13 protein-coding genes are annotated in these 16,317 nt (G+C 71.7%); 3 read left to right on the top strand and 10 right to left on the bottom strand.

The window, feature by feature from the left end; translation table 11 throughout:
- Positions 1–17 precede the first annotated feature (17 nt).
- Together Bra3105_RS07680 and Bra3105_RS07675 are read right to left on the bottom strand one after the other, a co-directional pair.
- Entirely contained in the window at positions 18–998 is a 981-nt protein-coding gene (locus Bra3105_RS07680) for a hypothetical protein (RefSeq protein ID WP_228359695.1), read from the bottom strand.
- A gap of 264 nt (positions 999–1,262) precedes the next feature.
- Complete coding sequence (locus Bra3105_RS07675) at positions 1,263–4,292, bottom strand: glycoside hydrolase family 2 TIM barrel-domain containing protein (RefSeq protein WP_228359293.1); 3,030 nt, start codon at positions 4,290–4,292, stop codon at positions 1,263–1,265.
- 241 nt (positions 4,293–4,533) lie between these two features.
- Here Bra3105_RS07675 and Bra3105_RS07670 point away from each other — a divergent pair, with 241 nt between their 5' ends.
- Together Bra3105_RS07670 and Bra3105_RS07665 are read left to right on the top strand one after the other, a co-directional pair.
- Complete coding sequence (locus tag Bra3105_RS07670) at positions 4,534–4,872, top strand: hypothetical protein (protein WP_228359292.1); 339 nt, start codon at positions 4,534–4,536, stop codon at positions 4,870–4,872.
- A 541-nt stretch (positions 4,873–5,413) separates the two neighbouring features.
- Complete coding sequence (locus Bra3105_RS07665; protein WP_407650916.1) at positions 5,414–6,829, top strand: DUF3375 domain-containing protein; 1,416 nt, start codon at positions 5,414–5,416, stop codon at positions 6,827–6,829.
- A gap of 36 nt (positions 6,830–6,865) precedes the next feature.
- Here the strand turns inward: Bra3105_RS07665 and Bra3105_RS07660 are convergent, their stop codons facing one another.
- From Bra3105_RS07660 to Bra3105_RS07645, 4 genes are all read right to left on the bottom strand, one after another.
- Positions 6,866–7,534, bottom strand: coding sequence for a hypothetical protein (locus Bra3105_RS07660; protein ID WP_228359290.1), 669 nt, complete (start codon positions 7,532–7,534; stop codon positions 6,866–6,868).
- The gene (locus tag Bra3105_RS07655) at positions 7,531–8,406 is read right to left on the bottom strand and encodes a hypothetical protein (protein WP_228359289.1); all 876 of its coding nucleotides are present in this window, start codon (positions 8,404–8,406) and stop codon (positions 7,531–7,533) included. The genes Bra3105_RS07660 and Bra3105_RS07655 overlap by 4 nt, the downstream gene beginning before the upstream one ends.
- A 65-nt stretch (positions 8,407–8,471) precedes the next feature.
- Entirely contained in the window at positions 8,472–9,446 is a 975-nt protein-coding gene (locus Bra3105_RS07650) for a WXG100 family type VII secretion target (protein WP_228359288.1), read from the bottom strand.
- Positions 9,447–9,594: 148 nt separating this feature from the next.
- The gene (locus tag Bra3105_RS07645) at positions 9,595–10,149 is read right to left on the bottom strand and encodes a YdeI/OmpD-associated family protein (RefSeq protein WP_228359287.1); all 555 of its coding nucleotides are present in this window, start codon (positions 10,147–10,149) and stop codon (positions 9,595–9,597) included.
- A 230-nt stretch (positions 10,150–10,379) separates the two neighbouring features.
- Here Bra3105_RS07645 and Bra3105_RS07640 point away from each other — a divergent pair, with 230 nt between their 5' ends.
- Positions 10,380–11,891: an APC family permease gene (locus Bra3105_RS07640; protein ID WP_228359286.1), complete on the top strand. Its 1,512-nt coding sequence runs from the start codon at positions 10,380–10,382 to the stop codon at positions 11,889–11,891.
- Positions 11,892–11,937: 46 nt separating this feature from the next.
- Here Bra3105_RS07640 and Bra3105_RS07635 read toward each other — a convergent pair whose 3' ends face one another.
- From Bra3105_RS07635 to Bra3105_RS07620, 4 genes are all read right to left on the bottom strand, one after another.
- Positions 11,938–12,843 (bottom strand): amidohydrolase, encoded by a 906-nt coding sequence (locus Bra3105_RS07635; RefSeq protein ID WP_228359285.1) that lies wholly within the window; start codon positions 12,841–12,843, stop codon positions 11,938–11,940.
- Entirely contained in the window at positions 12,840–13,706 is an 867-nt protein-coding gene (locus tag Bra3105_RS07630; protein ID WP_228359617.1) for an amidohydrolase family protein, read from the bottom strand. The genes Bra3105_RS07635 and Bra3105_RS07630 overlap by 4 nt, the downstream gene beginning before the upstream one ends.
- An 89-nt stretch (positions 13,707–13,795) precedes the next feature.
- Entirely contained in the window at positions 13,796–14,917 is a 1,122-nt protein-coding gene (locus Bra3105_RS07625; RefSeq protein ID WP_407650902.1) for a patatin-like phospholipase family protein, read from the bottom strand.
- Positions 14,917–16,269: an AI-2E family transporter gene (locus Bra3105_RS07620; RefSeq protein WP_267062330.1), complete on the bottom strand. Its 1,353-nt coding sequence runs from the start codon at positions 16,267–16,269 to the stop codon at positions 14,917–14,919. The genes Bra3105_RS07625 and Bra3105_RS07620 overlap by 1 nt, the downstream gene beginning before the upstream one ends.
- Positions 16,270–16,317: the final 48 nt, after the last annotated feature.

Genomic DNA, 16,317 nt, shown 5'->3' with positions numbered 1-16,317 from the left:
CGCGTCGAGCGCCGAGGTCAGGACTTCTTCGCGGCGCGGAGCACGACGATCCCGCCGACGATCACGAACGCGCCCTCGATGACGTGGCGGATCACCTCGACGATCACCATCACCACGAGCAATCCCCGCGCGGCGTCGAAGCTCCCGTCGTGGAGAGCGGACTGCAGCGCGGCCTGCGCGATCGCCGTGATGATCAGTCGCGTGACGACGCCGCAGACGAGCGGAGCGAGGATCAGTCCTCCGCCGATCCGCACCCGCTGCGGGCCGACCACCAGGAAGTAGATGGCGGCTGCGAGCAGGGCGATGCCCACGATCACGTTGAGGATCACGAGCAGCACGCCGCCCACGGCGAAGCCGGTGACTCCCGCCTCGGAGCCCTGATAGCCCGCCGAGTACCCACCGACGGTGGTCACGATGATGGCGATCGAACGGATCAGCAGGAACAGCGCGCCGAGGGTGATGACGATGATCGCGAAGGTGCGCGTCAGCCGGCTGCGATCCGGCGTACCCGCCGGTGCGTACACGGGCATCGAGGCATTCCCCGGAGCGTACGGGCCGCCCGGCGCCGCCGACTGAGGAGCGGCGTACGGCGAGGGCTGCTGGGGCGGGGCGCCGAACGGCTGCGGCGCGGGGGAGGGCTGTGACTGCGCAGGCTGCCCCCACGGGGAGGGCTGCTCGGACCCGCTCGGTCGGCGTGCTTCCGGCTGACCCGTGTTCGGCTCGTCCGTGCCCGGTCGGGGAGCGTTCGATGATGCGGCGCTCTGCTGCGGCCAGCCGGGCTGCGGGTCGCTCTGCTGCGCCCAGCCGGGCTGCGGTTCGCTCTGCTGCGGCGAATCCGGCTGTGCCGTGCTCTGCTCCGAGGTGCTGCGGTACGGGTCGTACGGCTGGGCGGGCTGCGGGCCGCCTACGGGTTCGCCGTATCCCTGCTGCCCGTCGGGAGCCTGCCCGTACCCCGGCCGGCCCTCCTGCGGATCCGGCTGCTCGTAGCCCTGCGACATGTGCTGTTCTCCCTGCTCTGGTCGGCCCTCGTGTGGTTCCAGCCTATCGGGCAGGTCACGTCGTCCCGGCCCCGACCGACCCGCGCGGGCACGTCGATCGCGCCGCGCACACACCGTCCCTGCGATCACCACGCCGGGCCGGGGCTCCGCCGGGTGCGAGCAGCACGCGTAGCAGGAGGTCGGGTCACCGCATATATGACACGTGACCCGACCTCCTGCTACGCGAAGTGCACGGGGGCGCCGGACAGTCTGACCGCGGGGCGGTCAGCGCGCGGCGAGCTCGAACCGGAAGCTCACGGGGGCGGCGCCCAGCACGTACTGCGGTAGCGGCTCGGGGCCGCAGGCCGCGGATCCCACGCCGTGCAGCGCCGCGGACAGCGTCACCCAGGTGAGGCCGTCCGACTCGAGGGCGCCGTCGTGGGCCTTCGCGTCGAGCTCGGCCGTCGACCACGGGCGCACCGCGAGCCCCAGGCCCTCGGGGGCGACCACGTCCACCTCGTGCCCGTCGCCCCGCACCGCCGCTCGCACCACGCCCGCGCGGTTGCCGTTCTCCTGCGGCATCACGTAGCGGGTCTGGAGGTCGTCGACGGAGGAGCGGTAGGTCGCGAAGGTCGTGCCGCCGCCGGTGTCGGGGTAGGACTCGTGCGGCCCGTAGCCCGTGTACTGCACGTCGTCGAGGCCGCCGGGCACCGCGAACGTCCAGCCCACCCGGGGCAGCGGCAGGTCCTCGGGCCAGTGCGCCGAGGGTGCCACGTCCACCTGCACCCCGACGCGCTCGCCGTCGCTGGACCAGCGCTCGGTGACGTCGGCGCCGAGGCTCGATCCGTCCAGACCCAGGCGCTTGCGCAGCACGAGCACGTCGCCCTCGACGTCGGCCGAGACCAGTCGCAGGCGGGCCACGTCCAGACCGATCCGCTTCCACCGCGTCTCGAGCGCCACGGACGTGAAGGCGCGCTCGTTGTCCACGGGAGCGCGGTACAGGTCGACGCCCGCGTGCGGCACGTCGACCGACCCCACCTTCACCAGACGACCCAGGTCGTCGAGCACCGCCGGGCCCACGCGCCAGCTGTCGCGGCCCACGGCCGCATCCGGGGGAATCGGTGCGACGAGCTCGCCCAGGCCCTCCTGCTGCGCGGCGAGAGCGGCACGATCCACGCGGTCGGCGGCGATCACGAGGTGGCCCGCCGGGACAGGTCCCTCCTCCTCGCGGGTCAGCAGGCGCACGGTCACTGCGGGCCCGTCGCCGGCGGGCAGCGGCACATCGGCCGACGCCCCCGGCGCGAGGTCCGGCAGCGCGAGCTCCTGCCAGCTCTCCTGCGCATCGAGCGAGACCTCCGCGCGCAGATGCTCGAGGGTGCGGAACGCATAGCGGTTCGTCACCCGCGCGAGGGAGGCGCCGGATCCGTCGCCCGTCGGCCCCTCGAGGATCTCGAGCCCGACGGGCGAGAAGTGGTGCTTGGCGTCGAGGAGCGCGGGGGAGGGGGTGCGGTCGGGCAGCACGAGGCCGTCGGCCACGAAGTTCCCGTCGTGCAGGCGCTCGCCGAAGTCGCCGCCGTACCCGTCGATCGCGCGGCCGTCGGCATCGGTCGTGGCCAGGGCGTGGTCGATCCACTCCCAGATGAAGCCGCCCTGGATCGCGGGGTACTCGTGGACCAGGTCGAAGTACTCCTTCAGGGAGCCTGCGCCGTTGCCCATGGCGTGCGCGAACTCGATCCACAGGAACGGCTTGGTGAGCGCCGGGACGTCGTCGAAGGCATCGTCGGCCGCGTCCACGCCCAGGTGGCGCAGCATGCCGACCAGCTGCGTCCTGTTCTCCGCATCCAGCGCGCGCTCGCCGATCTGGCGGGACTGCTCGTGGCTGGGGTACATGAGTGAGAAGAAGTCCGCGTCCAGCGCGCGGTAGTCCTGCTCGTAGATGACCGGGCGGGTGGGGTCCACCTCGCGGACGCGCTGGATCATCGCGGTGGTGTTCTGCCCGGTCGACGCCTCGTTCCCGATCGACCAGATGACGATCGACGGGTGGTTGAGGTCGCGGCGCACGAAGCGGTCGGTGCGCTCGAGCAGGGCGTCGGTGAACTGCGGGTCGTCGGCCGGGCGCTTCGCGGCGCCCGTGGAGTCCTCGCCGGTGGTGTCGGCGTGGAAGCCGTGCGCCTCGAAGTCGCACTCGTCGACCACGTACAGCCCGACCTCGTCGCACACCTCGAGGAACCGCTGGTGGGGCGGGTAGTGGGAGGTGCGCACGGCGTTGATGTTGTGCTGCTTCATGAGCGCGGCATCGAGATCCTGGTTGCCCGGATGCTGCGTGCGGCCGACGAGCCGGTCGACCTCGTGCCGGTTCACGCCGCGGATCTCGACGCGCTCGCCGTTGATGCGGAAGATCTCGCCGTCGATCTCCACGCGCCGGAAGCCCACGCGCAGGGAGACGGTCTCCGCCAAGCTGCCGCTGGATGCGCCCGCGGCGGTCACCGTCGCGTCGTAGAGGGCCGGCACCTCGGCGCTCCAGGGGTCGACGGGGCCGACGTCGATGCTCGTGCCGTCCGCCGGGGCGTCGATGCCGAGGGCGGGGATGCGCACCACCGCACCTTCGAGCGGCGCGCCGTCGATCCCGGTCGCGCGGGCGCCCAGCGTGCCGCGGCCGGTCTGCGGGTCGAAGTCGACGCGGGTGACCAGGTCGTGGATGCCACCGACGGGCCGCAGCAGCAGGTCCACGCTGCGGAAGATCCCGGAGGCCCACCACATGTCCTGGTCCTCGAGGTACGTGTTCACGCTCCACTGGACCACGCGCGCCTCGAGCAGGTGGGCGGCGCCCCCGCGCAGCAGGTCGGTGACGTCGAACTCCTGGGTGAGGCGCGAGCCGGAGGTCACGCCCACCTCGGTGCCGTCGATCCACACCTTCGCCGCCGAGTCCACGCCCTGGAAGCGCAGGATCGCGCGGGCGCCCTCGGCGAGCTGCTGCTCCCAGTCGGCCGGCACCGCGAGCTCGCGCGAATAATGGGCCGTGGGGTTCTCGTCGGGCACATGCGGGACGTCGACCGGAATCGGGTAGACGACATTCGTGTACTGCGGGGCGCCATGGCCCTGCAGCTGCCACAGGCCCGGCACCTCGATCGTCGTCGGGTCACCGAGGTCCGAGCCGTCGGCCCGGGAGCCGAAGCGCACGTCCCACGTGCCGTCGAGGCTGATCTCCGGGGCGTCGGAGTGCAGGTGCGCCCGACCGCGCAGGCGACCGCTGCCGGCGGGCAGGGCCTCCCACCAGCGGTCGGTCGGGGCGGTCACGGGAGCAGCGGTGGTCATCGTGAGGATTCCTCCAGGTCAGATGGGGTTTTCGCGTCGGACCGGGCGCTGACGGCCGACGGTGGCGCTGGGTCCAGCCTACAGATTCGTGAGCGTTCACGTGAGGCATGATCGAGGAGCGCGCAGGGACCCCGCGAACGCGGCGGAGAGGTCTGCGAAGCAGCGGGAACGGTCATGCGCCGCCCGCCCAGCAGGACACGCCGCGGCGCCGACCCGCGCGGACGGGCACGAAAGGGCCGATATGGACGCCATCGACGATGAAGATCTGCGCGCTCGCGTCGACGATATGCCCGGGCCGCTCCTGGTCGACTGGGACTATGTGCTGATCCTGGAGTGGTGGGACGGCGTGGCATATCTCGATGGTCCTGCGCCCGAGCAGCTGATCCCGGCTCCGCTCCGGGACGCCCTGAGGGCGTGGTCCGAGGCGATGGGCGCCGCGTACGCCGATGAGACGGGCGCGCATGACCCCGATCCGGAGGAAACCGACGCTCTGGACGCCGAGTACGACCGCCTCGTCGCGCGACTGCGCGCCACGGGGCTCGCGGTGGACCAGGGGAAGAAGTGGTGGCGCGCGCGCTGACATCGGCGCCACTGCACCCCGAACCCGCCACGGCGCGTGAGTGGTACGAAGTCGTTGCCATGAGCGCCCATGGCAACGACTTCGTACCACTCACGGCCGCGCGCCGCGCGGGCCCCGCGCCCGGTCCGCCCCGCCTCCACCAGCGCCGCGAGAGGTGAGAAGTCGTCGTGAAGTGGCGGTTTTGACAGCAACTTCTCACTTCTCGGTGGCGCGGGGCGTCGAGGGCGCCGGGCGCCGTCGGCCAGCGCCGTCGCGCCTCCCGCCCGTTCCGCCCCCGCCACGCCTCGCCCCGCCACGCCCCGCATCGTTCCGTCCGCCCCGCCCCGCCTCGCTCCGCTCGTCCCCAGTAGACTCGTCGGCCGTGACCACGTCCGAGCCCCAGCCGCAGCACCCGGAGCCCGCGTCGACCCGCGACGACGTCCCGGGCACCTTCGCCGAGGACGCTCCGGCGACCGCCTCGTCCCCGGCGTCCGCCTCGCTCCTCGGGTCCGCGAGCGACCGTCCGCAGACGGTCTCCGCGCGCAAGGACGCCTACGAGCAGCTGCGACGCCTCTCGACATGGCGTCTGCTGAGCGCAACCAAGGCGCCGGCGGTGCTCGCGATCCTGCAGACGGTGTTCCCCGGCGGCAGCCGTCGCCTGGGGCGCAGCGATCTCGTGGCGCGCGTCGAGACGCACCTCGATCTGCTGCACGAGGACGGCCAGGGCCGCACCGCCCCGGAGTACGTGGACTCGTGGGTGCGCGAGGGCTACCTGACCCGGCGCGACGACCCGCAGCACCTGGAGACGATGTTCGAGCCGTCCCCGGCGACGATCGACGCGGTCCAGTTCATCGCCTCCCTCGAGGAGCATCGGCCCACGACCACCGAGTCGCGCCTGCAGCTGGTGCTCCAGCAGTTCGATCGCCTCGCGCAGGAGACGGAGACCGACCGCGACGTGCGGCTCGCGGACCTCCAGCGCCGTCGCGCCGCCATCGAGCAGGAGATCCGCGATCTCGCCGAGGGCGAGCTGCTGCTGCCCAACGTCGACACCTCCGCCGATCGCCTGCGGGACATCCTGCAGATCGCCTCCGAGCTCTCGGGCGACTTCCTGCAGTACCGCGAGGACCTGCGCGCCGTCGACCTCCACCTGCGCGAGCAGATCCTCTCCCCGGAGGCCTCGCGCGGCGAGATCCTCGAGCAGCTGCTCGCGGGCGACGACCTGTTGGGCCAGTCCCAGGTGGGCCGCACCTTCACCGCCTTCTTCCGGATGCTCAACGACCCGGCCCAGACCCGTCGAGCGCAGGACGTGGTTGACCGTCTGCTCGAGCGCGACTTCACCCAGCACCTCACGCGCGACGACCGCGAGAAGCTCGCGAACGTGTTCAGCGACCTCTACGAGCCCGCGCAGGAGGTGCTCGACGTCAAGACCGAGCTGTACCGCTCGCTCGCGCGGTTCGTGCGCTCCCAGGACTTCCGCCAGCACCGCGTGCTGCTGGACCTGCTGCAGGAGGCGCAGGGTCTCGCGCTCGCGCAGAAGGACGAGGTCTCCACCCGCTTCCCGTTCTCGCTGGACCTGCGGGTCGCGCGGGTGCGGATGTCCTCGGTCTCCCAGCACCGTCTGAAGGATCCGACCGACCCGGGATCGCCCGTCGAGGCGGAGGTGCACGACGCGACCACGCTCAGCGTCGAGGTGCTCCAGGATCTGGTGCGCACCAACGACATCGACACCGTCGGCCTCACCGGCTCCGTGAACCGGGTGCGTTCGCTCGCCGGGCAGGCCTCGATCGGCGATGTGCTGCGTGAGGAGCCCGCCCGCCAGGGGCTGGCCTCCGTGATCGGCCTGATGTTCCTGGCCACCCAGTTCGCCCAGGAGCGCGAGGGGTCGACGGAGGTCGTGGGCTGGCGCGAGCTGGACGGCAACGACTACGCGGCCAAGGTGCCCGCCTACTACTTCCTGGACGACGTGCCGGTGGAGTGACGCCGGAGTCCGCCGGCTGCCGGGCCGACGACGGGATCAGCTCCCGAACGGCACGGGATGCCCCGGGATCTCGCGCAGGTGGGCTCCCCGCTCCCGGGTGAGTCGTCCGGGAGGCAGGGCGGTGGCGAGGATCTGCTGCTCGTTCGCGATGCCCGAATCCGCCAGGGCGCGAGCGATGACGCCGACGACCGCCGTCGGCCGCCGGGTCGCGCTCAGTATCTCGATGGTGCCGCCCAGGTCCTTGGTCATCTGGTTCTCGGTGAGGGCATCTCCCTCCAGGTCGCCGGTGCGCCGGGCGAAGAAGGAGATCCCGGAGCGCGAACCCGGGTTGATCTGCCCCACCGTGAGCGCCCATGGGGTCGAGGACTGGTGCAGGTAGACGGCGAGATTGCTCCACGATCGCAGCGTGCCCAGGTCGATGTCGGAGAGCATCACCACGGTGCGCGAGAAGAACGGGAGGAAGGGGCCGATGACGATCGCGCGGTCGGTCACCGAGAACGCGAAGGAGCGCAGCACGAGCGCGATGGGCAGGACGGCGAGCAGGAGCAGCAGCACGAAGGAGATCGCCGCAGCAGCCCTGTCGCCGGTGAGGAGGACGAAGCCCGAGATGACGATCACCAGCGCGAGGGGCAGCAGCTTCAGGTACCAGGGCCAGTGCATCCGGAACGTGGCGCGTGTGCGGCCCAGGACCTGTGCGCGGCTCATGCGCGAGCCTCCCGGGCCGCCGTCAGCATGGCCGCGACCAGCTCCCGGGCGGAGTCCGAGGAGGCTTCCGCGAACTCGAGCACGGGATCTTCGTCGGAGGCTGCGGTCGCCGGATCCTGATCGGAGCGGGACACGAGCAGGCGATCCGAGGTCGCGTAGTACGTGACCTGCTCCGCGTCTCCGCCCCGCGTCACCAGGGAGGCGACAATCAGGGCACGGGTGTCCGCGATGCGCGCGGAGAGGCTCTCGTCCTCGTCCACGTCCGACGAGCGCAGGGAGACCACGGGACCGTCGTCCGCAGCGACCTCGTCCTGATCGATGACGGCCATCGCGTGGTCGACGGCGACGGCGACGGGCAATGCGGAGAAGTGGTGATAGCCGTCCGGCGTGATCTCCTCCTCGAGGATCGTCCCGTTGTCCTCGCCCTCGAAGGCGTACTGGACCACGGTCATGATCTGCTCGCTCACCATGCGCTGATAGGTGATGAGGGCGACGAACCCTCGGCGCAGTGTCAGGATCCCCTGCACGGGGTCCACTGCGTACAGCCTTCGGGGGTCGTCACCCAGCTCCTCGAGGTCATCGGCGAGCAGCTCGGCAGGGATGACGAGCCGCCGCGCGATGAGACCGCGCAGGGCGACCGAGGCGGCGGCGCGCGGAGACACGGCCGCCTCATTGTCGACGATCCACGGCAAGGGCACGACCTGAGGGGTGTCCAGGCCGTCGAGCGCGGTCAGCTCCTCGTCCGTGAAGACCCCGAGCGCCGCCGGGCCATCCTGCGCCGAGTCGAGCACCAGGCTCGCGCACAGCTCATGGCGCTCCTCGCGGGTGAGGTCGCGGGTGAGCGTCGAGTCGCCGAGGGGCGTCTCCGTCATGGGGTCTCCTCATCGTCTGCGGATGGTCGCAGCGGTCGGTGCGGATGCGGCACGGGCTCCGATGGTCAGCCGAAGAGGGACTTGATGCCGTGGCCGACGGCGCCGAGTCCCTCGCCGACCTTGCTCACCGTACCGTCGACCACGTTCTTCACCGCGGGGACGTTCTCATACAGCGTGCGTCCGATGTCCATGCCGGCGGAGACGACGCCCAGCCCGACGCCCACTCCGGCGACGATCGGCGCGGCCGGGCCGAACAGGGGAGCCGCGAGCACGAGGCCTCCGCTCGCCACGGAGAGGGATCCCGAGACCTTGTCGTAGGTGTCTCCCGTCGCGATCTGGTGCACCCCGAGTCCGATGTCGAGACCGGGAAGGAATTTGCCGAGGCTCTTCGAACCGACCTTCACCCACGGCTTGGTGGCATCGGTGATCTCGTCGAGATGGGAGAGTGCCTTGCCCGCCCATTCCTTGCCCGGGATGTTGACGCCCAGGTACTTGCTGAGCTTCTGCGGGATGAAGTCTCCGAGCTTCTCCCAGCCCTTGCCGTTGAGGACCTCGTCCCATTCCTTGGCGATGGCCTTGTACTCGCTCCACACGATATGGGGGAACCGCTTGCGCAGGGCGAGCAGGTCCTTCAGCGTCCTCAGCCCGGCCTTCCCGTCCCTGAAGTGCTCGAGCATCTTGGGGATGCTCGTCGCGATCTTCTGGACGTTGCGGATCGTGCGGGTGATCTGGGCAGGCCAGTGCAGGAGGTCGTTGAGCTTCTGCCAGAAGCCCCGCGGGTCGGAGGCCTCGTCCTGTTCCGCCGCCTGCCTCACGAGATCATTCGCCCGGCGCAGAAGATCGTCCTGCGCCCTCTGCATGGCGGGCACGACTTCGCTGAGTGCCCTCCCGCGGAATTCTTCGGCGTCCTCCCCGTGCCAGTCGGCGGCGGCCACGGCACGGGTGATCTGGCTCTGCTGCTCCTGGAGCCGGAGCATGCCTTGGCGCATGCGGGTGCCGAGATCACGCAGCTGGTCGGTGTCGGCGCCGATGAATGTCATCGCGGTCCCCTTATCATGTGCTTCTCCCTGCCGTCGAGCTGGGATGGTCGGCCCTGAGAGCTGCCATGACCGTAGTGGAGGACAGCAGGCATCTCCATGGGGAGAAGTCCCCATGGGGTGTTCCCTCGGCGGGCCGCAGCCCCGTCCGTCACTCGATCCCGAGCAGCTTCCCGCTCTTGGAGACCTCGGGATCGGTGCACGAGGCGAGATCGAAGCAGCAGGGGCGGCGCTTGCCGTTGCGCATCTTGTCGAGGGAGACCTCGACGCGGCGCGCGCGGGTGTCGGGGTTCTTCGTGGCACCGACCCAGCGCACCCACTCCCACCGGGCCATGGGCGTGATGTCCTCCCAGACCCCGCCGGCGTCGTCGGCGCCCGCGAGCGCCTCGCCGAGGTCCTCGGGGATCGCGGGCTCGGGCCAGGCGGCCGACGGGGTCAGCGCGAAGGAAACCTCCTCGCCGTCGCCGCGGCCCAGCACCTCGAGCATCTCCTCGTCGAGACTGATCCAGTGCCCCTTGGCGCCGTCGGGCTCGACGACGAGGTCGAAGGGATGACCGTCCAGCACCGCGGTCACCGCGTTCTGTCCGCGAGTGCGCAGCCGGGCGCTCGCCGCGGCGGGCAGAGGCAGGATGAGGCGCTCACCGATGGTGCGGATGCGTCCGGTGCCCTCGATCGGCTCCGCTGTCCCGTCGGCGTTCCCGGCCATGTCCCGCTCCGTCCTGCTCCTCGTCTCCGCCGACCCGTCGGGGACGACGGGGTCGAGGCTGTCGGGGTCAGAGTACGGCCTCTCCCTGCCGCGTCCGTGCCCCTTCTGCGTCGGCTTCTGCGTCGGCGCCCTCCCCGTCGGTGGCATCATGGCTCCCCGGCTCCGCCCGCGCGACGAAGCTGTGCAGCGACGGCGCTGTCGACCGAACAGTCGCCATCGAAAGGCTTCCCATGTCGGAGAGACCCTCCGCCCCCTCGTCGACCACCGGTTCGTCCGCCGCCGGGACGTCCGCCCCGCCCGGCGCCGACGAGAACACGCGCTCCCTGCAGTCCACGCTCAAGCCCTCCTGGGTGTTCGCGATCGCGCTCGGCTCGGCCGTGGGCTGGGGCGCGTTCATGCTGCCGGTGGACTGGCTGCAGGACGGCGGCACCGCCGGCGCGCTCCTGGGCTTCACGATCGGTGCCGTGCTGATCGGCATCATCGGCATCAGCTACGGGATGATCATCCGCGTGCTGCCCGTGACCGGCGGCGAGCTCGCCTTCGTGCTGCAGGAGTTCGGGCGGCGCCATGCGTTCGTGGTGGGCTGGTTCCTCGCGCTCGCCTATTCGTGCATCGTCGCCCTGAACGCGACGGCCGTCGCCCTGGTGTTCCGCATGCTGCTGCCCTCGCTCATGGAGCAGGTGCACCTGTACACGGTCGCGGGCTGGGACATCTACCTGCCCGAGGTGATCATCGCGGCCCTCGCGATCGTCGCCACGGGCTTCATGAACGCGATGGGCACTGCCCTGTCCGGACGCTTCCAGTTCATCGCCTGCGTGGTGCTGATCATCGCGGTGGTCGCGATCCTGCTGGGCGCGCTGCTGCACGGCATGCAGCACGGCTTCGCGTTCTACCCGGCGTTCCCGGAGGGCTCCTCGCCGCTGCCGGCGATCGCCGTGATGGTCGCCTTCGCGCCGTGGGCGTTCGTGGGCTTCGACAACGTGCCGCAGGCGGCCGGGGAGTTCGACTTCTCGCCCCGCAAGGCGCTGTTCCTCATCCTCGCCGCGATCGGCACGGCGGGGCTCGTCTACCTCGCGATGATCTTCTCGAGCTCCGTCGCCCTGGGCCCGAACGGCGACACCCACCCCGACGCCGCCTGGCCCACGGCCGAGGTCATCGCCGGGATCATGGGCCCGCTCGGCAAGGGCCTGATGGTGATCGCCGTGCTGATGGGGGTGGCGACAGGTCTGAACGGCTTCACCGTCTCCTCCTCGCGCGTGCTGATGGCGATGGGCAGGGCGAAGATGCTGCCGGCGTTCTTCGGACGCGTCGAGAGCCGGCACCGCACGCCCGTGGTTGCGATCGTGTTCACGAGCGCCCTGTGCCTGCTGGCGCCGTTCTTCGGACGCTCCGCGCTCCAATGGATCGTGGACATGACCTCGGTGGGCGTGACCATCGCCTACGGGTACACGTGCCTGGCCGCGTTCAAGCTCGCCCACCCCGCGCGGACGGGGGAGCACGACGCCTTCGGCCGCGCTCGCCCCGTCTACCGCGCGATCGCCCTGCTGGGCGCGCTGCTGTCGCTGGGCTTCCTCCTGCTGCTGTTCGTCCCGGGATCCCCGGGGCGCCTGGGCACCGCGCCGCTCGTCGCGCTCGCCGTGTGGGTGGTGCTCGGCGGGGTCTTCCTCGCCGTGCGTCACCGTCGGCTCATGGCCGCCCCGGAAGCGGAGCTCGAGGAGGTCGTCCTCCACCCCGAGCCGTGAGAGCCCGGCCGGGCGGAGCGGGCCGTAACGGTCCCCCGGCCGGCGCTCACGCCGAGTGGACGACCTCGCCGTCCTTGATGGTGGTGAGCACCTCGATGTCCCGCAGGTCCTGCGGGTCGGTCGCGAGAGGGTCGGCCGAGAGGATCACGAGGTCGGCCCGCATCCCCTCGCTGAGCTGCCCCTTCGTCTCCTCCTCGCCGTACTGGTAGGCGGCGTCAGTCGTGACCGCGCGCAGCGCCTCCCAGGTCGAGATGCGCTCCTCGGGGCCGACGGGCGTTCCCTCCCGGCTGATCCGGTTCACGGCCGCCCAGATGCTCAGCAGCATGTCCGGGGGCGTGACGGGGGAGTCCTGGTGCAGGGTGACGCGCACTCCGCGGTCCAGCGCCGAGCGCGCCGGGGAGACGCGGCGGCCGCGGCGGGGGCCGAAGTTGCGCAGATGGGCGTCGCCCCAAAAGAAGGTGTGCACGCTGAAGATCGAGGCGATCATGCCGAGCCGCGCCATGGTCTCCAGCTGGTCGTCGCGCACGGTCTGGGCGTGGATCATCACCGGACGCTCGGCCAGCAGCGCCGGGTTCTCGGCGCCCACCTGCGTCACCGTGTCGGTCCACTGCTGCGCGGCGGCGTCGCCGTTGCAGTGGGCGATGAGCTGGACGCCGTCGGCCGCGAGCTCGCGGGTCCAGGCGAGCACCTGCTCGTCCGAGTGGGCGGGGTAGGCGCAGCCGGGGTGCTCGTCGCCCGGGATCGGCTCGTAGGGCTCGCTCATCCAGGCCGAGCGGGCCTGCGGGGAGCCGTCGAGGATCAGCTTGTACCCGCCCAGGCGCAGACGACCCGCGTAGTCGCCGGTGAACTCGGCGAACTGCTCGCGCGCCGGGGCTCCCCAGGCGGCGACCGGGTAGACCACGAGATCCAGCGGCAGCTCGCCCGCGCGTGCCGCCTCGGCCAGGTCCGTCACGGCGTCGGGGGAGGCGGCGCCCTCTCGGCGAACTGCTCGCGCGCCGGGGCTCCCCAGGCGGCGACCGGGTAGACCACGAGATCCAGCGGCAGCTCGCCCGCGCGTGCCGCCTCGGCCAGGTCCGTCACGGCGTCGGGGGAGGCGGCGCCCTCCTGGGCGGTCGTGATGCCGTGGCGCAGGTAGTCGTCCGCGGCCAGGCGCAGGGCGGCCGACGCGTCGCCGCCGCCGAGGATGCTGCTCGCGCCGCCCTCCGGGTCGAGCGCGGCGAACAGGGCGCCGAGCGCCGCGTGCTCCTCGGCGAAGCCGTCGGGGGAGCCGTCGTCGCGGCGGCCGAAGCGCCCGCCCTCGGGGTCGGGGGTCTCGGCGGTGATCCCGGCGGCCTCGACCAGGACGGAGTTCGCCGCGCCCACGTGCATGCTGCGATGCATGGCGAGGACGGGGATCTCGGTCGAGACCCGGTCGAGGTCGTCGCGGGTGGGATGGCGCCCCTCGGCCAGCTGCGTGGGGTCGTACTTGGCGCCGATCAGCGGTGAGTCGTCACCCGCATCGCGTGCGGCGAGGCGCTCGCGGAAGGCCGCGACCACCTCGTCGATGCTGCGGGCGCCCTCCAGGTCCACGAGGGCGGCGAGTCGGCCGTGGGCCAGCAGATGGCCGTGGGAGTCGATGAAGGACGGCATCAGGGTGCGGCCCGTGAGGTCCACCTCGTCCACCCTGTCTGCCCCGGCGGACGCGTCGGCGCGCTCGCGGAGGTCGGCGAGGGTGCCGACGCCGGTGATCAGGCCGTCCTCGATGAGCACGGCCTCGGGGGCGTCGTCGCGGTCGACCATGGTGAGGATGCGGCCGGAATGGTAGAGCGTCTGCACGCTGCGGCTCCTTCGATGCGGGGGTGGGGCGTCGGCGCGCCGCGCGCGTCGGCCGAGCCACCGTATCCCCGAGCGCTGCGCGTTCCCGCCTACGCCTCGGCCCCGGCCCCGGCCGTGGCCTCGGCCCGCGCGTCCGTGCGATACCGGGCCACGTACTCCGCGAAGTCCCAGCCCTCGCGGGTCGCCGTCCCGTCGAGGAAGTCGAGAGCCGCCTGCCTGCCGGTGCGGTAGAGCTTCTCGCGGTCCTCGTCCGAGAGATCGAACTGGGTGGGCTTCACGAAGCTCGTGTCGATGAAGATCGTGCGGGCCTGCACGTGTGCGTCGTCGATGTGCATGCGGTCGCGCGCGCCGATGAGGGTGTCCAGCAGCGCAAGCGCATAGGACAGCGCGCCGCGGATGCGGTTCACGGGCGCCGGGTCGGCCGGCGGACGGGCCGAGAGCTTGATGCCGAACGTGGGCCAGCGCGGGAGCGCGCCGTCGGCCCGATCGAAGACGCCGACGGGGAAGTTCGAGAGCATCCCGCCGTCCACGAGGAACGCATGCCGACCCTGCGAGGTCGTCCATCGCACGGGCCGGAAGAAGAAGGGCATCGCGGTCGAGGCGCGCACGGCCTCGGCGACGGGGAGGTCGGCGGCGGTCATGCCGTACTTGCCGGCGTCCCGGGGGAGCAGCCGCAGTCGCCCGGCGGTGACGTCGGAGGCGGTGACGACCAGGCGGGACGCGGCAGCGTCGTCGGAGGGCCCTGCGTCCCCGTCGGACGGGCCCGGCGTCTCGCCCTCGGGATCCTGATAGGGGAGGTCGGCGAAGGTGAACGGGCGGGAGGAATCGGCGGAGGGCGCGTGCTCTTCCAGCTGCTCCGCGAGCCAGGCGCCGACGTATCTTCCGCGGTGCACTCCCTTGCGCAGGAGGATCGCGACGGCCTTGCCCATCAGCGGACGGGTCCACCAGGGGCCGTCGCAGAACTTCTCGTAGTCGATGTCGCGCAGGATGCCCACCAGGTCGGAGGCGGGGACGTCGGCCGCGACCAGCGCCCCGGCGATCGCTCCCGCGGAGGAGCCGGCGACCCGACCGAAGCGGAAGCCGCGCTCCTCGAGCACCTCGAGGGCACCCGCGAGAGCGATGCCCTTCACACCGCCGCCCTCGAGGACGAGATCGGCGCGGGACGCCTCGGTTCCGTGTCCCTGACCGGCGTCCTGTTCCGTCGCCCCCATCAGCGGCTGGGCGCGGCGGGGCCTGCGGGCGACCTCGACGTGCCGGGGGAGCCGTCGTCGCCGTCGGCCTGGTCGCCCGCGCCGGCGCTCCCGTCCCCGTCGGCTCCGTCGAGCTTGTCGGGCCCGTCGGCCCCACCGACCCTGTCGGGCCCGTCGGCTCCGCGGTCGCCCGCTCCGTCGTCCCCGTCATCGTCGTCGCCGGGGACGTCCGGGGTGCCGAGCATCGCGGGCACGTCGTCGACGGGGGTCCCCGGCGTCCAGCGGCGCGCGGCGACGATCATCGAGTTGACCGTCGCGATGAAGGGCACGGCGAAGAACGCCCCGGCCACGCCGGCGATCGCCGTGCCGGTGACGACGCCGAGCACGACGCCCAGCGGGTGCACCTTCACGGCGGTGCCTGTGAGCATGGGGTGCAGGACATGGGACTCGATCTGCTGCACGCCCACCACGATCGCGAGCATGATCAGCGCGTGCACCCAGCCGTTGAACACGAGGGCGAGGCCCACGGCGACCGCTCCGCCCACGATCGCGCCGACCACCGGCACGAAGGCCCCGAAGAAGACGACCACGGCGATCGGGATCGCGAGCGGGACGCCCAGGATCGCGGCGCCGATGCCGATGAACAGGGCGTCGGTCGCGGCGACGACCAGCTGGATGCGGATGAAGCTGGTCAGGGTGTGCCAGCCGGCGGCGCCCGCCGCGAGGATCCGCGGCTGCGCCGCGCGCGGGAACAGCCGCGAGGTCCAGATCCACATGTGCTTGCCGTCGATCAGGGCGAACAGGGTCACGAAGATGACGATGAACAGGCCCTCGAGCACGTGGGCGACGCTCGAGCCGGCCTCGGCGGCACCCGCGCCGATCTCCGAGGCGTGCTTCTGCAGCCACTCGGTGGCCTTGGTGACGTAGCCGTCGACGTCGGACTCGGTGATCCCGAAGGGATGGGTCGCCAGCAGCGACTCGGCCTGGTCCAGGGCGTCGATGGCCTGCTTCTGGATCGACGGCAGCTGACTGCGGATCTGGCTGGTCACCAGCACCACGAGCCCCACGATCACGGCGAACATCACCACCCATGCGGTGATGATCGCGACCCACTTGGGCCAGTGGTGGCGCTGCAGGAATGCGGAAACCGGCACCAGGAGCGCCGAGAGAAGCAGTCCCACCATGAAGGGGATCACGATCTCGGAGAGCCACACCGCCGCGAGTGCGACCGCGACGACGCCCAGCCCGATGATCAGCACGCGCCAGGTGTAGCCCGCGCCGATCTTCAGCCCCTCGGGGATCGGGTCGGGGCGCTGCGGCGACGAGGAGGTCCGCGTCGGGGCGCCCGTGGATGCGGTGTCCGGTTCTGTCATGGGTACGGCATATCCCGCCTGCACCCCGGATTCACGTCACCGGCGCGT

The sequence above is a fragment of the Brachybacterium halotolerans subsp. kimchii genome, from assembly GCF_020792675.1.
Taxonomy (GTDB): Bacteria; Actinomycetota; Actinomycetes; order Actinomycetales; family Dermabacteraceae; genus Brachybacterium; species Brachybacterium halotolerans.
This window is presented reverse-complemented; position numbering and strand designations above follow the sequence as displayed.